The organism is Microbacterium sp. AC132 (assembly GCF_979258525.1).
Genome location: NZ_OZ409862.1, coordinates 3,699,495 through 3,718,070, shown reverse-complemented (window position 1 = coordinate 3,718,070; position 18,576 = coordinate 3,699,495). Strand labels below are relative to the sequence as shown.

General features: G+C 68.1%; 16 protein-coding genes and 1 pseudogene. 15 read left to right on the top strand and 2 right to left on the bottom strand.

Translation table 11 applies throughout. The annotated features are described in order from the left end of the window. The first annotated feature begins 38 nt into the window (after window positions 1-38). The 6 genes from ACZZZQ_RS18065 to ilvC all read left to right on the top strand — a co-directional run bounded on the left by ACZZZQ_RS18065 (window position 39) and on the right by ilvC (window position 7,485). Window positions 39-1,448 carry an alpha,alpha-trehalose-phosphate synthase (UDP-forming) gene (locus tag ACZZZQ_RS18065; RefSeq protein ID WP_056278630.1) on the top strand — a complete coding sequence of 470 codons (1,410 nt, stop codon included), beginning with the start codon at window positions 39-41 and terminating at the stop codon, window positions 1,446-1,448. A gap of 63 nt (window positions 1,449-1,511) precedes the next feature. Continuing rightward, window positions 1,512-2,306, top strand: a complete 795-nt coding sequence (otsB, locus tag ACZZZQ_RS18060) for a trehalose-phosphatase (protein ID WP_083569323.1) — start codon at window positions 1,512-1,514, stop codon at window positions 2,304-2,306. Window positions 2,307-2,315: 9 nt separating this feature from the next. Then, complete coding sequence (gene ilvD, locus ACZZZQ_RS18055) at window positions 2,316-4,034, top strand: dihydroxy-acid dehydratase (RefSeq protein ID WP_053095858.1); 1,719 nt, start codon at window positions 2,316-2,318, stop codon at window positions 4,032-4,034. A gap of 61 nt (window positions 4,035-4,095) precedes the next feature. Further along, window positions 4,096-5,898: an acetolactate synthase large subunit gene (locus ACZZZQ_RS18050; protein ID WP_053095859.1), complete on the top strand. Its 1,803-nt coding sequence runs from the start codon at window positions 4,096-4,098 to the stop codon at window positions 5,896-5,898. A 2-nt stretch (window positions 5,899-5,900) separates the two neighbouring features. Further along, window positions 5,901-6,410 carry an acetolactate synthase small subunit gene (gene ilvN, locus ACZZZQ_RS18045; RefSeq protein WP_056278631.1) on the top strand — a complete coding sequence of 170 codons (510 nt, stop codon included), beginning with the start codon at window positions 5,901-5,903 and terminating at the stop codon, window positions 6,408-6,410. After that, entirely contained in the window at window positions 6,298-7,485 is a 1,188-nt protein-coding gene (ilvC, locus tag ACZZZQ_RS18040; RefSeq protein ID WP_261987737.1) for a ketol-acid reductoisomerase, read from the top strand. The genes ilvN and ilvC overlap by 113 nt, the downstream gene beginning before the upstream one ends. A 67-nt stretch (window positions 7,486-7,552) precedes the next feature. Here the strand turns inward: ilvC and ACZZZQ_RS18035 are convergent, their stop codons facing one another. Next, window positions 7,553-8,482: a hypothetical protein gene (locus tag ACZZZQ_RS18035; RefSeq protein ID WP_285362953.1), complete on the bottom strand. Its 930-nt coding sequence runs from the start codon at window positions 8,480-8,482 to the stop codon at window positions 7,553-7,555. A gap of 77 nt (window positions 8,483-8,559) precedes the next feature. Between ACZZZQ_RS18035 and ACZZZQ_RS18030 the strand changes: the two genes are divergently transcribed. The 3 genes from ACZZZQ_RS18030 to serA all read left to right on the top strand — a co-directional run bounded on the left by ACZZZQ_RS18030 (window position 8,560) and on the right by serA (window position 11,147). Continuing rightward, on the top strand, window positions 8,560-9,081 hold the full coding sequence (locus tag ACZZZQ_RS18030) for a hypothetical protein (protein ID WP_056279044.1): 522 nt from the start codon (window positions 8,560-8,562) through the stop codon (window positions 9,079-9,081). Further along, the gene (locus tag ACZZZQ_RS18025; protein ID WP_056278633.1) at window positions 9,078-9,428 is read left to right on the top strand and encodes a hypothetical protein; all 351 of its coding nucleotides are present in this window, start codon (window positions 9,078-9,080) and stop codon (window positions 9,426-9,428) included. The genes ACZZZQ_RS18030 and ACZZZQ_RS18025 overlap by 4 nt, the downstream gene beginning before the upstream one ends. A gap of 114 nt (window positions 9,429-9,542) precedes the next feature. Then, window positions 9,543-11,147 carry a phosphoglycerate dehydrogenase gene (gene serA, locus ACZZZQ_RS18020; RefSeq protein ID WP_463508066.1) on the top strand — a complete coding sequence of 535 codons (1,605 nt, stop codon included), beginning with the start codon at window positions 9,543-9,545 and terminating at the stop codon, window positions 11,145-11,147. 72 nt (window positions 11,148-11,219) lie between these two features. Here serA and ACZZZQ_RS18015 read toward each other — a convergent pair whose 3' ends face one another. Then, window positions 11,220-11,765, bottom strand: a complete 546-nt coding sequence (locus ACZZZQ_RS18015; RefSeq protein WP_053095865.1) for a TetR/AcrR family transcriptional regulator — start codon at window positions 11,763-11,765, stop codon at window positions 11,220-11,222. Window positions 11,766-11,877: 112 nt separating this feature from the next. Here ACZZZQ_RS18015 and ACZZZQ_RS18010 point away from each other — a divergent pair, with 112 nt between their 5' ends. From ACZZZQ_RS18010 to ACZZZQ_RS17985, 6 genes and pseudogenes are all read left to right on the top strand, one after another. Then, window positions 11,878-13,413, top strand: a complete 1,536-nt coding sequence (locus ACZZZQ_RS18010; protein ID WP_295100319.1) for an MFS transporter — start codon at window positions 11,878-11,880, stop codon at window positions 13,411-13,413. Between the two features lie 75 nt (window positions 13,414-13,488). Continuing rightward, window positions 13,489-14,532: a 3-isopropylmalate dehydrogenase gene (locus tag ACZZZQ_RS18005; protein WP_053095867.1), complete on the top strand. Its 1,044-nt coding sequence runs from the start codon at window positions 13,489-13,491 to the stop codon at window positions 14,530-14,532. A 60-nt stretch (window positions 14,533-14,592) separates the two neighbouring features. Then, window positions 14,593-15,692 (top strand): annotated as a pseudogene (locus ACZZZQ_RS18000) (branched-chain amino acid aminotransferase). 78 nt (window positions 15,693-15,770) lie between these two features. After that, the gene (locus ACZZZQ_RS17995; protein WP_463508065.1) at window positions 15,771-16,547 is read left to right on the top strand and encodes a fumarylacetoacetate hydrolase family protein; all 777 of its coding nucleotides are present in this window, start codon (window positions 15,771-15,773) and stop codon (window positions 16,545-16,547) included. Beyond that, window positions 16,544-17,800 (top strand): MFS transporter, encoded by a 1,257-nt coding sequence (locus ACZZZQ_RS17990; RefSeq protein WP_187249546.1) that lies wholly within the window; start codon window positions 16,544-16,546, stop codon window positions 17,798-17,800. Before ACZZZQ_RS17995 ends, ACZZZQ_RS17990 begins: the two co-directional genes overlap by 4 nt. Further along, window positions 17,797-18,561, top strand: coding sequence for a class I SAM-dependent methyltransferase (locus tag ACZZZQ_RS17985; RefSeq protein WP_400340938.1), 765 nt, complete (start codon window positions 17,797-17,799; stop codon window positions 18,559-18,561). Before ACZZZQ_RS17990 ends, ACZZZQ_RS17985 begins: the two co-directional genes overlap by 4 nt. Window positions 18,562-18,576 lie beyond the last annotated feature (15 nt).

The window sequence follows — 18,576 nt, the reverse complement described above, 5'->3', positions numbered from 1 at the left end:
GAGGAGCACCCCCACTGCATCGTCAGGAGCACTCACCCATGTCAGTCGCAGATTTCGTCGTCGTCGCCAACCGACTTCCCGTCGACCGGGTCGTGGGTCCTGACGGAGACGAGGAGTGGCGGACCTCCCCGGGCGGTCTGGTCGCCGCACTCGAGCCGATGATGCGCAGTGCGCGCGGAGCCTGGGTCGGGTGGGCCGGCCAGCCGGATGTCGAGCTGGATCGGTTCGAGATCAACGGCATCGACCTGATCCCGGTGCCGCTCAGCGCCGAGGAGGTCGCCGACTACTACGAGGGCTTCGCGAACGACACGATCTGGCCGCTGTACCACGACGTCATCGCGCCGCCGCAGTACCACCGCGAATGGTGGGAGGCGTACGTCAAGGTCAACCGCCGTTTCGCGGAGGCAGCCGCCGACGTCGTCGCACAGGACGGCACCGTCTGGGTGCACGACTACCAGCTGCAGCTGGTGCCGCAGATGATCCGCGAACTGAGGCCCGATGTCACGATCGGCTACTTCCACCACATCCCGTTCCCTGCGCACGGGCTCTATGCCCAGCTCCCGTGGCGTGATCAGGTGCTCAAAGGCCTGCTCGGCGCTGATGTCATCGGCTTCCAGCGCGCACAGGACGCCACCTACTTCCTGACCGCTGTGCGCCGTCGTCTGCGTCACGAGGTGAAGGGGTCGGCGGTCACCATCCCGACCGAGGGGGGCGGCACGCGCACCGCCGTCGCTCGGGCCTTCCCGATCTCGATCGACACCGCTCCGTACCTCGAGCTCGCGGCACGCCCCGATGTCCGAGCGCGCGCGGCCGAGATCAGAGCGAGCCTCGGCAACCCGAAGAAGATCCTCCTGGGCGTGGACCGCCTCGACTACACCAAGGGCATCCGGCATCGCATCAAGGCGTACGGCGAGCTCCTCGAAGACGGCAAGCTGAGCGTCGACGACGTCACCTTCGTGCAGGTCGCGAGTCCGAGCCGAGAGCGTGTCGACGCGTACGTGCATCTTCGCGACGAGATCGAACTCGCGGTCGGGCGCATCAACGGCGATCACGACACCATGGGGCACACCGCCATCCGCTATCTGCACCAGGGCTACCCGCGCGAGGAGATGGTCGCACTGTACCTCGCCGCCGACGTCATGCTCGTGACCGCGCTGCGCGACGGCATGAACCTCGTCGCGAAGGAGTACGTCGCGACGCGGGCCGACAATCGCGGGGTGCTCGTGCTGAGCGAGTTCACGGGCGCCGCCGACGAGCTGCGGCAGGCGGTGCGCGTCAACCCGCACGACATCGCCGGGTTGAAGGACGCGATCATGACCGCGGTCACCATGACGCCCGCTGAGCAGGGCAAGCGGATGCGGTCGCTGCGACGTCGCGTGCTGGAGAACGACGTGAACGCGTGGTCGTCGTCGTTCCTGCGCGCACTCGCGGACGTCCGCGGACGCTGATCGGCCGGGTCGCGCCGTTCCGCCGGGTCATACTGGGAGGACACCGCCTCGATTGGAGACACTGTGACCCGTAGCTGGACCCCCGGAGCCGCAGACCCGGCGCTGAGCGCCATCGCCGCCACACCCAGACTGATCGTCGCGCTGGACTTCGACGGCACGGCATCTCCGCTCGTCCCCGATCCGATGGCCGCCAGGGCTCTGCCCGAGGTCGCGGTGCAGGTCGCCCGTCTCGCGGCGCTCCCCGACACGGTCGTCGCCTACGTCTCCGGGCGCAGCATGCACGATCTGCGGGTGATCACCGAGCACACGGATGACTCGCTGATCGCGCTGGCCGGATCGCACGGTGCGCAGTACTGGTATCCCGGAGTCGGTGCCAACGAGGCCGACGGCGACACCGCGGAGGGGTCGCGAGAGGAGCTGTGGGAGGCCGCGCGGCCGATCATCGATCGATACGAGGGGGCGGAGCTCGAGCCCAAGACCTTCGGAATGGGTGTGCACACCCGCACGGCCACACCCGAGGTCGAGAAGGCGGTGTTCGCCGAGATCGATGCGCTCGTCGCGGAGCGCTTCCCGCACTGGCGACGCCGCTCGGGGCACCGGGTGCTCGAGTTCTCGTCGCGGAACGAGGGCAAGGATGCCGCGATGACCGCGCTGCGCGAGCATTTCGACGCCACCGCCATCCTTTTCGCGGGCGATGACGTCACGGACGAGGACGCCATGCGCGTGCTCAGCGGCGACGATCTCGGCGTCCGCGTGGGACCGGGGGAGAGCGCCGCCGAGCTTCGTGTGGAGAACCCACAACAGATCGCCCTGCTTCTGGAGGCGCTCGCGGACGAGCGCACCTCCCGGCGGGAATAGACTTCCGTCATGTCCTCGCATGATCCCTCCACCAGCGCGCCCATCGACATCAAGCCCCGCAGCCGCGTCGTCACCGACGGCATCGAGGCGACGACCTCCCGAGGCATGCTCCGTGCCGTCGGCATGGGCGACGCCGACTGGGACAAGCCCCAGATCGGCATCGCCTCCAGCTGGAACGAGATCACACCCTGCAACCTGAGCCTCGACCGGCTCGCGCAGGGTGCCAAGGAGGGCGTGCACTCCGGCGGCGGGTACCCGCTGCAGTTCGGCACGATCTCGGTCTCGGACGGCATCTCGATGGGCCACGAGGGCATGCACTTCTCGCTCGTGTCGCGCGAGGTCATCGCCGACTCGGTCGAGACCGTGATGATGGCCGAGCGACTCGACGGATCGGTGCTGCTCGCCGGTTGCGACAAGTCGATCCCCGGAATGCTGATGGCCAGCGCCCGGCTCGACCTGTCGAGCGTGTTCCTCTACGCCGGCTCCATCGCACCGGGCTGGGTCAAGCTCTCTGACGGCACCGAGAAGGACGTCACGATCATCGACTCGTTCGAGGCCGTCGGCGCCTGCCGCGCGGGACTCATGAGCGAAGAGGACCTCAAGCGCATCGAATGCGCGATCGCACCGGGTGAGGGCGCCTGCGGTGGCATGTACACGGCGAACACGATGGCGTCGGTCGCCGAGGCCCTGGGCCTGAGCCTTCCCGGTTCTGCCGCTCCGCCCGCCGCAGATCGTCGTCGTGACTACTTCGCGCACCGTTCCGGCGAGGCCGTCGTCAACCTGCTCCGCCAGGGCATCACGACCCGCGACATCCTCACCAAGGAGGCGTTCGAGAACGCGATCGCCCTCGCGATGGCACTGGGCGGTTCGACCAACGTCGTGCTGCACCTGCTCGCGATCGCGCGCGAGGCCGAGGTCGAGCTGAGCCTGCACGACTTCAACCGCATCGGCGACAAGGTGCCGCACGTCGCGGACATGAAGCCGTTCGGCAAGTACGTCATGAACGACGTCGACCGCCACGGCGGCATCCCCGTGATCATGAAGGCGATGCTCGACGAGGGCCTGCTGCACGGTGACGCGCTCACCGTGACGGGCAAGACGCTCGCCGAGAACCTCGCGGACCTCGACCCGCAGCCGATCGACGGCGAGGTCATCCACACCTTCGACAACCCGATCCACGCGACCGGCGGCCTGACGATCCTGCACGGGTCGCTCGCGCCCGAGGGTGCCGTCGTGAAGACCGCAGGCTTCGACGCGGCCGTCTTCGAGGGCTCCGCCCGGGTGTTCGAGCGCGAGCGCGCGGCCATGGACGCCGTGGCCAACGGCGAGATCGAGGCGGGCACCGTCATCGTCATCCGCTACGAGGGTCCGAAGGGCGGACCCGGTATGCGCGAGATGCTCGCCATCACCGCGGCCATCAAGGGCGCGGGGCTCGGAAAAGATGTACTACTCTTGACTGACGGACGATTCTCAGGCGGCACAACCGGCCTGTGCATCGGCCACATAGCACCCGAAGCGGTGGACGCAGGTCCTATCGCCTTCGTGCGCGATGGTGATCTGATACGGGTCGATATCGCAGCTCGCTCTCTCGACCTACTCGTCGACGAGGCGGAGCTCGCCTCCCGCCGCTCTGGCTGGGAGCCGCTACCCCCGCGCTATACCCGTGGCGTTCTTGCCAAGTACTCGCGTCTCGTGCGGTCCGCCGCCGAGGGCGCGACGACCGGCTGATCCGCGTCGGCTCCGGCATCCCAGCCTCCGACGTCGCCAACAGACCATCAGAAGGAGTGTCATGACTGCTGACACCGTCTCGGCTGTGCCGAGGCCGCCCGCACCCAAGTCCGCCGCACCGGAGATCTCCGGAGCCGAGGCCGTGGTCCGCACGCTCGAGCTCCTCGGCGTCAAGGACGTCTTCGGTCTTCCCGGAGGAGCGATCCTCCCGGTCTACGACCCGCTGATGGACGCCGCCGAGCTGCGGCACATCCTCGTGCGGCACGAACAGGGAGCGGGACACGCCGCCGAAGGCTACGCGTCGTCCTCGGGCAAGGTCGGCGTCTGCATCGCGACGTCAGGTCCCGGTGCGACCAACCTCGTGACCGCGATCGCCGACGCCTACATGGACTCGGTGCCGCTGCTCGCGATCACCGGGCAGGTGTTCTCGACGCTGATGGGCACTGACGCGTTTCAGGAGGCCGACATCGTCGGCATCACGATGCCGGTCACGAAGCACTCGTTCCTCGTGAAGGATGCGTCGGAGATCCCGGGCGCCATCGCGGCGGCCTATGAGATCGCCTCGACCGGCCGACCGGGACCGGTGCTCGTCGACATCACGAAGGACGCCCAGCAGGCGATGGCGCCGTTCGTCTGGCCTCCCAAGTACGACCTGCCCGGATACCGCCCCGTGACCAAAGCGCACGGCAAGCAGATCCAGGCGGCGGCGGCCCTTCTGGCCGAGGCCAAGAAGCCGGTGCTGTACGTCGGCGGCGGTGTGATCCGCGGTCGCGCGTCTGCCGAGCTGCTCGCCCTCGCCGAGACCACGAATGCGCCCGTCGTGACCACGCTCATGGCTCGCGGCGCCTTCCCCGACTCCCACCAGCAGCACCTCGGCATGCCGGGCATGCACGGCACCGTTCCGGCGGTGCTGGCGCTGCAGGAGGCCGACCTGATCGTGTCCCTCGGGGCGCGGTTCGACGACCGCGTGACCGGCAAGGCCGCGCTCTTCGCGCCGAACGCCAAGGTCGTGCACGTCGACATCGATCCGGCCGAGATCTCGAAGATCCGCACCGCAGACGTGCCGATCGTGGGCGACGTCCGCGACGTGCTGGTCGATCTCGAGTCGGCGTTCCGCACAGCGATCACCACCACGACCCCTGATACCGAGGAGTGGTGGTCGTACCTCGACGGGCTGCGCAACGAGTTCCCGCTCGGGTACGCGCCGACGACCGACGGCCTCCTCGCTCCGCAGTACGTGATCCAGCGGATCGGCGAGCTGACCGGGCCGGAGGGCATCTACGCCGCGGGCGTGGGACAGCACCAGATGTGGGCTGCGCAGTTCATCAAGTACGAGCGCCCCAACGCCTGGCTGAACTCCGGGGGCGCAGGAACCATGGGCTACTCGGTTCCCGCTGCGATGGGCGCGAAGGTCGCCGAGCCCGACCGTGTGGTGTGGGCGATCGACGGTGACGGCTGCTTCCAGATGACCAATCAGGAGCTCGCCACCTGCACGATCAACAACATCCCGATCAAGGTCGCGATCATCAACAACTCGTCGCTGGGCATGGTGCGCCAGTGGCAGACGCTGTTCTACGACGGTCGCCACTCGAACACCGACCTCAACACCGGTCACGGCACCGTCCGCATCCCCGACTTCGTGAAGCTCGCGGAGGCATATGGCTGCCTCGCGATCCGCGTGGAGAAGGAGGAGGAGGTGGATGCCGCGATCAAGCTCGCCCTCGAGACGAACGACCGTCCCGTCGTCATCGACTTCGTCGTCAGCGCCGATTCGATGGTGTGGCCGATGGTTCCCCAGGGCGTGAGCAACAGCTACGTCCAGTACGCCCGCGAGCACGCGCCCGCATTCGACGAGGAGGACTGACCATGTCGACTCACGTGCTGAGCCTCCTCGTGGAGAACACCCCCGGCCTGCTGACCCGAGTCGCGGGACTGTTCGCACGCCGCGGCTTCAACATCGACTCTCTCGCGGTGGGCGTGACCGAGGTGCCTGGCATCTCGCGCATCACGGTCGTCGTCGACCTCGAGGATCTTCCTCTCGAGCAGGTGACCAAGCAGCTCAACAAGCTGATCAACGTCATCAAGATCGTCGAGCTCGACTTCCCGACCTCGGTGCAGCGCGAGCACATGCTCGTCAAGGTGCGCACCGACAACGCGACCAGGTCGAACGTCATCGAGGTGGCGAACCTGTTCCGCGCGTCTGTGGTGGACTACGCCTCCGACGCGCTGGTGATCGAGGTCACCGGTGACAGGGGCAAGGTCGATGCCATGCTCCGCGCCCTCGAGCCTTTCGGAATCAAGGAGATCGCGCAGTCGGGCCTCCTCGCCATCGGCCGCGGAGGCAAGAGCATCACCGAGCGCGTCCTGCGCGGCTGACCAGATTTCACACACGTACACGAACATCAATCAAGGAGAGAAACCAGTGAGCACCGAGATCTTCTACGACGCAGACGCCGATCTGTCGATCATCCAGGGCAAGAAGGTCGCGATCGTCGGCTACGGCTCGCAGGGTCACGCGCACGCGCAGAACCTTCGCGACTCGGGTGTCGAGGTCGCCATCGCCCTCAAGGAGGGGTCGAAGTCGGCGCCGAAGGCGGAAGAGGCCGGATTCGCGGTCAAGACCGTCGCCGACGCGACGCAGTGGGCCGACCTCATCATGATCCTCGCGCCGGACCAGCACCAGCGCACGATCTACAGCGAGTCGATCGCACCGAACCTCACCGAGGGCAAGACGCTCGCATTCGCGCACGGCTTCAACATCCGCTTCGGCTACATCGATGCTCCTGAGGGCGTCGACGTGATCCTCGTCGCCCCGAAGGCTCCGGGTCACACGGTCCGTCGCGAGTTCGTCGCCGGCCGTGGAATCCCCGACATCATCGCCGTCGAGCGGGACGCATCGGGCAACGCGTGGGCCACGGCGCTCTCGTACGCGAAGGCCATCGGCGGCACCCGCGCCGGCGTCATCAAGACGACCTTCACCGAAGAGACCGAGACCGACCTGTTCGGCGAGCAGGCCGTGCTGTGCGGTGGCGTCAGCCACCTCGTGCAGGCCGGCTTCGAGACGCTCACCGAAGCGGGATACCAGCCGCAGATCGCGTACTTCGAGGTGCTGCACGAGCTGAAGCTCATCGTCGACCTCATGTGGGAGGGCGGCATCGCGAAGCAGCGTTGGTCGGTCTCCGACACTGCTGAGTACGGCGACTACGTCTCGGGTCCCCGCGTCGTGACCCCCGAGGTCAAGGAGTCGATGAAGGCGATCCTCGCGGACATCCAGAACGGCAACTTCGCGAAGCGCTTCATCGACGACCAGGACAACGGCGCCGAGGAGTTCCTGGCACTGCGTGCCAAGGAGGAGACGCACCCGATCGAGGCCACCGGCAAGGAGCTACGCTCGCTCTTCGCCTGGAAGCAGCAGGACGAAGACTACGTCGACGGCAGCGCTGCGCGCTGATCTGAGACGGTCGAAGAGAAGGGGCCCGGTGCGGATCGCACCGGGCCCCTTCTCGCGGTTCTGCGGGTCACTCCGCCGGAGCCTCCTCGACCTCGATCGGGGCGTCGGCGGGGTCGGCCCATACCGGCGCGGGCAGAAGAGTGTCGACCGCTCCGCCCTGGATCTCGCGCAACGCGTCCTCGATCTCGTCGGCGTTCTCGGGCACGGCGAGACCGCAGGTGCGCAGCTCGGAGGCGAACTTCAGCGTGAGTCGGCTCTTGCCGGCCTCCACGGCCTCAGCCGTGGTGCCGGTGCGCTTCTCGCTGCCGGTCTGGATGTCGGAGACCTCATCGCACACGTGGTAGACCGCACCGCCGTCGACCCACACGACCTCGTCCTTTCCGAGCATCAGGATGACCGCCGACTGGTCGGCCGTGTACTTCTCGACGGACGGCGGGTTGAAGTCGACACCGATCACCGTGGCGAGCAGGGCGAGGACCACTCCGACGATGCCGGCCGTCGTCTTCTGCCCCTTGCTCATGTCCTTGTTGAGGAAGATCAGGATCACCAGGGGGAGGAAGGCCACGATCGCGATGATCGCGCCGAGCTGGTTCTGCACGAAGAAGCGCACGGTCTCGGATCGGCGCGCGGGGTCGAGCCTGTTGGCCTTCTTCCAGAGCACCGAGCCGGTGATCGCGAGCGCGGCGATGACCACGAGCAGGACGAGAAGCGTGACGAACGCCCACTGCGGGAACTGCGCCGTGACGCCCTGCTCTTCCAGGAGGCCCGTGTCGGGGTCGCGCACGAGCGTGCCGTCCTCGCCGACGTACTCGCGCTGGCGGAGCAGCCAGAAGATCGACACCGCCTCGGCCGCGATGGCGAGACCCCACAGGACCGCGGCGATCCAGCGGAAGGTCGTCGCCCGCGACTTCGCCGCGGCTGTCGGCTTCCATCCCGCGGCGGGCTCGTCGGCTCCGCCCGGTGTGCTCTGGTCGACCCTGTCGTTCTGCTCGGCCACTGGCTTCCCTTCCGGAGAGGGCCGCGGTGGCCCAGATGCCCCCGAGCATAGTGGACGACGTGTCCTACGCTGGGGACATGACTTCCGACTCCGACGATGCCCTGAGCTGGGACGGCGACGACGGCGTCGCGCCGAAGGCGCGCACTCCGAAGCGCTCTGAGAGCGAGGCGTCCACCCAGCGGGATCACGCCGATGATGCGGCGCTGCCGGACGGCTGGAACGCCGTCGGCCGCGGCAGCGAGGCCGTCGGTCGCGTCGAGACCGACGGCACCGTCACGATGCCGGACGAGCAGGAATCAGCACACCTGAGCACCGCGATGCTGCTGACCCTCGGGGTCGTCGGCGGCGTGTACCTCCTGTACAGCATCGGCTGGGTCGTCGGAGGGCTGCGGCTGAAGCCGCTGGCCAATCTGATCGTGGCCGATGCCATGTACGTGCCGTGGTTCGTGCTCGCGGTCGCGGCGCCCGCGCTCTGGTTCCTCGCGGTGTGGGTCTTGACCCGTGCGAAGGCGACGTGGGTCCGGGTCGGACTGCTGCTGCTCGGAGTCGTGCTGCTCGTGCCCTGGCCTTTCGTGACGGTGGGGGTGATCGGATCATGACCGAGCAGTCGACCTCTCCGGCGACCTCCGCCTCCCCGCGGTGGCTCAATGCACTCGTGCTCGGAGTCGCAGGACTCTTCTACGCCTATGCGATCTGGAATGCCGTCGCTCATCTCGTCTCCATGGCCCAGAGCGGACTCACCGGCATCGGCTGGGTGACCCTTCTCTTCGGAGTGGTGTTCCCGGCGCTCGTCTTCGTGTTCGCGTACGTGATCGGGCGACGGCGACGCGCGGGCGAGCTCGCTCTGGTGCTGCTGGCGGGTCTCGGCGTCGTGGCGGTGTTCTGGCTGAGCCTGATCGGCTACAGCATCCTCAACATGTCCGATCTCGTGACCGTCGCTCTCTGACAGACGGCGTCACACGGCACGGAGCAGCGGAGCCGCTCGGGTACAGTTGAAGTGATCGCGCCCCCACGGTGTGCGGCGCATCGGCCCCCTGTCGCGCTGCCCCGAAGGATCCCTGTGCCGAAGCCCGTCGTGCTCATCGCTGAAGTTCTCTCTCCCGCCACGATCGAGGCCCTCGGCCCCGACTTCGACGTTCGCAACGTCGACGGCACCGACCGCGAAGCGCTGTTCGCCTCGCTCGCGGATGCCGACGCGGTGCTCATCCGTTCGGCGACGCACATCGACGAAGAGGCGCTCACCCACGCTCCGAAGCTCAAGGTCGTCGCCCGCGCGGGCGTCGGGCTCGACAACGTCGACATCAAGGCGGCCACCGCCGCGGGTGTCATGGTGGTCAACGCGCCGACCTCGAACATCGTCTCGGCCGCCGAGCTGACGGTCGGCCACATCCTCAGCCTCGCCCGTCGTATCCCCGCCGCACACGCGTCGCTCGCGGCCGGTCAGTGGAAGCGCAGCTCGTTCACGGGAGCCGAGCTCTTCGAGAAGACGGTCGGCATCGTCGGCCTCGGCCGCATCGGAGCTCTCGTCGCCGCGCGCCTCGCCGCGTTCGACATGCGCGTCGTCGCTTACGACCCCTACGTCACCTCGGCCCGCGCGCAGCAGCTCGGTGTCCAGCTCCTCTCGCTCGACGAGCTCGTCGCAGAGGCGGACTTCCTCACGATCCACATGCCGAAGACGCCGGAGACGACCGGCATGATCGGTGCCGAGCAGTTCACGGCCATGAAGCCCACGGCCTTCGTCGTCAACGTCGCCCGCGGTGGCCTCATCGACGAGGAAGCGCTGCACGCGGCCCTCGTCGCCGGTGAGATCGCGGGTGCGGGTCTCGACGTCTTCACCTCCGAGCCCCCGGCCGAGGGCGGAACTGCTCGTCCGCTGCTCGACCTCCCGAACGTCGTCGTCACTCCGCACCTGGGTGCCAGCACGGAGGAGGCGCAGGAGAAGGCCGGAGTCTCGGTCGCGCGTTCCGTGCGCCTCGCGCTCGGCGGCGACCTCGTTCCCGATGCGGTCAACGTGGCCGGGGGAGTGATCGACCCGTATGTGCGCCCCGGCATCTCGCTCGTCGAGAAGCTCGGCCAGATCTTCGCGGCTCTCTCGACGTCGCCTCTCACGAGCCTCGATGTCGAGGTGCACGGCGAGCTGAACGACTACGACGTGAGCGTGCTGAAGCTCGCCGCGCTCAAGGGCGTCTTCACGAACATCGTCAGCGAGACCGTGTCGTACGTCAACGCACCGCTGCTCGCCGACCAGCGCGGTATCGCGGTGCGTCTGCTCAAGGACGACGTGAGCGACGAGTACCGCAACGTCATCACTCTGGTCGGAGCGCTCTCCGACGGCACGCAGCTGTCGGTGTCGGGCACCCTCACGGGTCCCAAGCAGGCAGAGAAGCTGGTCGCCATCAATGACCACGCCCTCGAGCTGCCGATCGAGAAGCACCATGTCGTGATGCTCTACACCGACCGTCCCGGCATCGTCGCGGTCTACGGTCAGAAGTTCGGCGAGGCCGGTATCAACATCGCAGGCATGCAGATCTCGCGCCTGGGGGCGGGCGATCAGGCGCTCAGCGTTCTCACCCTCGACTCGCCGGTCTCGGACGATCTGCTCGACGACCTGCGCAACGAGATCGACGCAGACCTGTTCCGTCAGATCGAGATCACCGAGGTCTGATCGCAGGGGAGACTCCGACAGAGCGGGAGGAGCGGCCGGGAGGTCGCTCCTCCCGCTCTGTCGTTCCCGGCCTCAGGGAGCGGTGGCGCGCAGCACGAGCGCGATCAGGTCGGACAGCTCGTCACTTCTCGGCACCAGGCGTTCGGGACCGTGCACATCGAGCGAGTTGTTGAAATACAGACCGTCGCTGAGCAGCATCACGAGATCGAGGCTCGCGGCATCCCGCACATGAGGACGGATCGTGTCCTCCCAGCGGTCGCGGTTGCGTCGCAGCGCGTCGGCAGCGGGTGCCGAGCCGCCTTGGGCCAGGCGGGTGGCGGCGATGAGGACGCGGTCCAGCGCGTCGTCCTCCATCACGGAGGTGCGCACGTAGTACGCGACGGGGCCCTCTTCGGCCGAGGTCATCCGCTCGAGATCCAGAGTGGTGAGCGCATCGAGGCGCTCGATGAGGCCCGCTGCCAGCTCGTCCTTCGAGCCGAAGTGATAGAGGAGGCCGCCCTTCGACACGCCGGCGGCCTTCGCTGTCGCATCCAAAGTGGCGGCCCGCTCACCGTCTTCGATGACGATCGATTCGAAGGCGTCCAGGACGCGTTCGCGGGCGAGGGGAGGTCGGGGCATCGGGGATCCTCTGTTCGTCTCGATTCACAGTAGCGCGGACGTATGACGATTCTGTTACTATACCATCTGGACGGTTTAGTAACGATGCCGTCGTGATCCTGAGAGGTGTTCCATGACCCGTACTGCGTCGATCCCGACGACAGAGACGGATGCTCCCCGCGTCGGCGCCCGTGGCTGGGCGGCACTCGTCGTCCTCATGCTGCCGGTGCTCCTGGTGTCGGTGGACAACACGGTGCTGAGCTTCGCACTGCCCGAGATCTCCATCGCGCTCGCGCCCACCGGAGCGGAGCAGCTGTGGATCATCGATGTGTATCCGCTCGTGCTCGCCGGGCTGCTCGTGACCATGGGCACACTCGGAGACCGCTTCGGGCGTCGTCGGATGCTGCTGATCGGCGCGACCGGCTTCGCGGCCGTGTCGGCACTCGCTGCGTTCGCCCCCACGGCAGGTCTTCTCATCGCCGCACGAGCGCTGCTCGGCTTCTTCGGCGCGATGCTGATGCCGTCGACCCTCTCGCTGCTGCGCTCGATCTTCACGAACCGCGATCAGCGGCGCCTCGCCATCGCGGTCTGGGCGTCGGCGTTCTCCGCGGGCTCGGCCCTCGGGCCGATCGTCGGCGGCTTCCTGCTCGAGCACTTCGACTGGGGCTCGGTCTTCCTGATCGCCGTGCCCGTGCTGATCCCGCTCCTCATCGCGGCGCCGCTGCTCGTTCCCGAAAGCCGTGACCCGCACCCCGGACGCATCGACATCGTCAGCATCATGCTCTCGATGGCAGCGATGATCCCGGTCGTCTACGCGATCAAGTCGCTCGCCGTCGACGGCCCCAGTCTCACTGCGGGGGCGTGGGCGCTGCTCGGCATCGCGATGGGGTATCTCTTCGTGCGACGTCAGCTCGCAGCCGAGGTCCCGATGCTCGACATGCAGCTGTTCCGCCGGGGCTCCTTCTCGGGGGCGATCCTCGTGAACCTCCTGAGCGTCGTGGCGCTCGTGGGCTTCCTCTACTTCGTGTCGCAGCACCTGCAGCTCGTCCTCGGCCTCTCGCCGATGACGGCCGGCGCAGCGCTCGTGCCCGGAATGGCCGCGATGATCGTCGCCGGCCTCTCGGTCGTGCCGATCTCACGGCGAGTGCCACCGCACGTGCTCGTGCCCGCCGGTCTCGCGTTCTCTGTCGCCGGTTACCTCCTGGTCGCGTTCACGACGGCGGATCACGGCGTCGCTCCGCTGATCATCGCCTTCGTGGTGCTGGGCATCGGCATCGGGGCGGCGGAGACGATCTCGAATGAGCTGATCCTGTCCAGTGCTCCGGCCGAGAAGGCGGGCGCGGCCAGCGCCGTCTCCGAGACCGCCTACGAGCTGGGAGCGGTGCTCGGCACCGCGGTCCTCGGCGGCCTGATCACCGCGTTCTACCGCGGGGCGCTGGTGATTCCCTCCGGCATCCCAGCGGAGGCGGCGCACGCCGCGACGGAGACGCTGGCCGGCGCCTACACTGCCGCGAAGGATCTGCCCGCGCAGCTCGGAGACGCGCTGTGGGATGCGGCTGCCGCCGCCTTCGGATCGGGTGTCCTGGTGACCTCGCTGATCGGCGCGGGCCTGGTGATCGTGGCCGGGGTGATCGCCGCCGTCACACTGCGCAAGGCGCCCTCGCACTGACCAGTACGCTGGGAGGACCGGCCCGCTCGGCATGCATCCGAGCGTCGGCCGGTCCATCCCGATGCAAGGAGTGTCATGTCGCGTGTCGTGAAGCTGGCCGTCATCCCCGGTGACGGAATCGGCCCAGAGGTCGTCGCCGAGGCCGAGAAGGTCCTCGACGCGGTCACCGCATCGAGCGATGTGACGTTCGACAAGACGCGCTTCTCGCTCGGCGCCGCCCGTTTCCTCGAGACGGGCGACACTCTCACCGACGATGATCTGCAGTCGATCTCCGAACACGACGCGATCCTGCTCGGCGCGGTCGGCGGCACGCCAGGAGACCCGCGCCTGAAGGACGCGAACATCGAGCGCGGCCTGCTGCTGAAACTCCGCTTCACGCTGGATCATTACGTCAATCTGCGTCCGTCCAAGCTCTTCGCCGGTGCCTCGGGTCCGCTCGCGAACCCCGGCGAGATCGACTTCGTCGTCGTCCGCGAGGGCACTGAGGGGCCGTACGTCGGCAACGGCGGCGCGATCCGCAAGGGCACACCGCACGAGGTCGCCAACGAGACGTCCGTGAACACGGCATTCGGTGTCGAGCGGGTCGTGCGATACGCGTTCGATCTCGCCGAACGTCGCAGCAAGAAGATCACCCTCGTGCACAAGACGAACGTGCTCGTGCACGCCGGCGCCATCTGGCAGCGCGTCGTCGACGAGGTCGCGTCCGAGCATCCCGACGTGTCCGTCGACTACCTGCACGTCGATGCCGCGACGATCTTCCTCGTCACCGATCCCTCGCGCTTCGACGTGATCGTCACCGACAACCTCTTCGGCGACATCCTCACCGATCTCGCAGGCGCTGTCACCGGCGGCATCGGACTCGCCGCATCGGGCAACATCAACCCCGACGGCACCTTCCCGTCGATGTTCGAGCCGGTGCACGGCTCGGCTCCCGACATCGCGGGGCAGCAGAAGGCCGACCCCACCGCGGCGATCCTGTCGGTCGCGCTGCTGCTCGACCACCTCGGACTCGGAGCGGAGGCCGCTCGAGTGAGTGCCGCCGTCGAATCCGACATCGCGACCCGCACGGGTGCGCGCACGACCGCGGAGATCGGCTCCGCGATCGCTGCTCTGCTCTGACCGACAGGCGTAGGCTGAGACGGCGCGAGGATGCGCGCCGCATGAGGAATGGATGACGAGATGACGACCATCGACGCCGAGACCACCGTGGCTCCGCTGGAGTTCGCTGTGACCAAGAACCTGACCGCCGCGACGCCCGGTCGGGTCGCCGAGGTTCACGAGAACCCGGGGTTCGGTGTCGTGTTCACCGACCACATGGTCGACATCTGCTGGTCCGTCAAGGGCGGATGGCACCGACCGCGCGTGCAGCCCTACGGACCCATCCCGCTCGACCCGGCCGCGTCCGTGCTGCACTACGCCCAGGAGATCTTCGAGGGCATCAAAGCCTATCGTCACGCCGACGGCTCGATCCACACGTTCCGCCCCGACCGCAACGCGGCACGACTGCAGGCCAGCGCGCGTCGACTCGCGCTCCCGGAGCTGCCCACCGAGTACTTCATCCAGTCGCTGCGCGAGATCATCGCGGTCGACGGTCGCTGGGTTCCCTCAGGTGCCGACCAGAGCCTGTACCTGCGTCCGTTCATGTTCGCCAAGGAGGCCTTCCTCGGTGTTCGCGCGGCTCAGAAGGTCGCGTACTACGTGATCGCCAGCCCAGCCGGAGCGTACTTCACCGGGGAGTGAAGCCCGTGCGGATCTGGCTCTCCGAGGACTACGCCCGTGCCGGCAAGGGCGGCACCGGCAAGGCGAAGACCGGCGGCAACTACGCCTCGAGCCTGCTCGCGCAGAGTGAGGCGAGCGCGAAGGGCTGCGACCAGGTCGTGTTCCTCAACGAGCAGCGCAACGTCGAGGAGCTCGGCGGCATGAACGTCGTGTTCGTCTTCAAAGACGGCCGCGTCGTGACGCCCGAGTCCGACAGCATCCTCGAGGGGATCACACGCGATTCGCTGCTGCAGCTCGCCGAAGACCGCGGCTACGCGGTCGAGAAGCGTCCGATCTCCATCGACGAGTGGCGCGAGGGTGTGGCCTCAGGCGACATCGTCGAGGTCTTCGCCTGCGGCACCGCCGCCGTCGTGACTCCCATCGGTGCTCTCGTCGGCGAGGGCTTCGATGAGCCGCAGCCGCTCGGCGAACTGGCCCTGTCGCTGCGCGAAGAGCTCACCGACATCCAGTACGGCCGCCGTGAGGACAAGCACGGCTGGCTTCTGCGGCTCGACGCCTGAGCCTTCGTACTCTCGAGACCCCGCTGCGCTTCCGTGCAGCGGGGTCTCGTCGTGCATCACGCTGGATAGGCTGGTGGCATGAAGATCGCCCGATTCAGCCATGACGACGCCATCCTCTTCGGGATCGTCGATGACACCGACCTCGTCGTCCTCTCCGGCGATCCGCTCTTCGCGGGCTACGAGCCCACGGGTGACCGGGTGCCGATCGCGGACGCGGTGATCCTCGCTCCGGTGATCCCGCGCTCCAAGATCGTCTGCGTCGGCAAGAACTACCACGATCACGCCGCCGAGATGGGCGGAGTCGCCCCCGAGGAGCCGCTGCTGTTCCTCAAGCCCAACACCGCCGTCATCGGCCCGGGAGACGCCATCGTGCGCCCCTCGATCTCGGAGCAGACCGAGTACGAGGGTGAGCTCGCTGTCGTGATCGGTAGGGTCGCGAAGAACGTGAAGGCCGCGGATGCCCTCGATCACGTGCTCGGCTACACGATCGCCAACGACGTCACCGCGCGTGACCTCCAGCGCAAGGACGGTCAGTGGGCTCGGGCGAAGGGCTTCGACACCTTCTGCCCTCTCGGCCCGACCATCAGCACCGACTTCGACCCCTCGGCCGCGACGATCGAGACCCGCGTCAACGGCGAGGTGCGGCAGAAGGCCCCGCTCACCGACATGATCCACTCGGTCGAGGCGATCATCGAGCATGCTTCGGCGGCCTTCACGCTGCTGCCCGGCGACGTCATCCTCACGGGTACGCCGGCAGGTGTGGGGGAGTTCGTCGCCGGGGACACCGTCGAGGTCGAGATCACCGGACTGGGTATCCTGCGCAACACCGTGCGCGACGCCGTGCGCGCATCATGACCGGCGTCGCCCTCACGGCTGCTCAGCAGGCGGCGGTGCAGCGGCGAACCGTGCTGGTTCTCTCCACAGGGCAGGTACTGGGCGGGATCGCCTTCGGGGCGACGGTGTCTCTCGGCGCTCTGCTTGCGGCTGACATCTCGGGCAGCGACGCCCTCTCGGGGCTCGCGACGGCGTCGGTCACCCTCGGCGCCGCGCTGTGCGCCATCCCGCTCGCGCGCCTGGCTGCCAAGGTGGGCCGACGCCGAGCCCTCACCTTGGGAAACCTCTTCGCACTCGTCGGCATCGCGGTGGTGATCCTCGCGGCGTCGGTGCGGGTGTTCCCGCTGCTGCTCGTCGGCATCCTGATGATCGGCGCCGGCAATGCGGGCAATCTGCAGTCGCGGTTCGCCGCGACCGACCTCGCCGCACCACAGCATCGCGGAAGGGATCTCTCGATCGTGGTCTGGGCGACCACCATCGGCGGTGTCGCTGGGCCGTTGCTGCTGGGGCCGGGGGAGATCGTCGGGGCGGCGATCGGCATGCCGCCACAGACCGGTTCCTACGCCTTCTCGTTCGTCGCTCAGTGCGTCGCGCTCGTCCTGTACCTCGTGGCGCTCCGCCCCGACCCGCTTCTGGCAGCGCAGCGGCTCGCCTCGGCGGCCGCGAAGGCGACGGGCGCCGTCGTCGCCGACCGACCTGTGGTCGCGCGCTACGCGATGTTCGCGGTGGCCGGTTCGCACGTGGTGATGGCCTCCGTCATGGCGATGACCCCGGTCCACCTCGCCCATATGGCGCACGGTGCACACGGCATGGCGCCCACCCCGGCCGATGTCTCGGCTCTCGTGGGCATCACGATCGCCCTGCACGTCGGAGGCATGTACGCGCTGTCGCCCGTCTTCGGCATCCTCGCCGACAGATGGGGCCGGCTGCGCGTGGTTCTGCTGGGGCAGATCCTTCTCGGCGGGGCGCTCGCGTTCGCCGTCTTCGCGAACGATCGGGAGTGGGGCGTGATCGTCGCTCTCATCCTGCTGGGACTCGGATGGAGCGCGGCGACGGTGGCAGGGGCCGCGCTGCTGACCGAGTCGAGTGCCCCCGAGATCCGCACGCGCAGGCAGGGCCGCAGCGATTCGCTGATGAGCCTCTCGGCCGCAGCAGGCGCTGTGCTCGCGGGTGTGGTGCTCGCGAACTTCCAGTACGCAGGGCTCGGGATCGCGGCATCGGTGATCGTCATCGCCATCGTCGCGCTGTCGCCGCTCGGCCGCTCGCGCGGATGAAGGACTGGACGGGCACCGGGCGCGCATACGCCGACTCCTACGCGTCGCTCTGCGTCGGGACCGCGGAGGCCCTGCTCGGAGCGTTCGGAACCCCTGGGAAGCGGACGCTGCTCGACGTGGGGTCGGGCACGGGAATGCTCACGGCCGCATTCGCCGATGCCGGCTGGGATGCGACCGGATGCGAGCCCGAGCCGACGATGCGAGACGTCGCGCTGCGCGAGCATCCCGAGATTCCGGTGCGCGACGGAACGCTGCCTGACCTGCCTTTCGAGGACGGCCAGTTCGACGTCGTCGTGGCGAACTTCGTGCTGAACCACGTCGCCGACCCCCGAGCATCCGCGGCGGAGCTCCTCCGCGTCTCCGTAGATCTGGTGTCGGCGACGATCTGGACGAACTCGCCCACCTGGCTCTGGCGGGAGGTGTGCGAGCGTGCGGCACTCATTCCTGCGACGGGGGAGCGACTGCCGCCGGAGAGGGACTTCGAGCGCACCGTCGACGGCTTCGCGAGGATGCTCGACGACGCGGGCTGGCCGCGCCCGCAGGTGTCTGAGATCACCTGGACGTGGTCGGCCGATGCGACTGCGCTGTGGGCGTCCGCCGAGGGAGGCGTCGGGGGAGCCGGTCAGTTCTACCGTGCGCTCGACGACGCCGGTCGGCGCTCGTTCCGCGCGGCCTTCGAGTTCGTGTGCGCCGAGCGGTCGATCGCCGGACGCCTGCCGCTGGCGCATTCTGCGGCGGTCGCCGTCGCGCCGCGAGGCTGAGACCGCCCAGGGCAG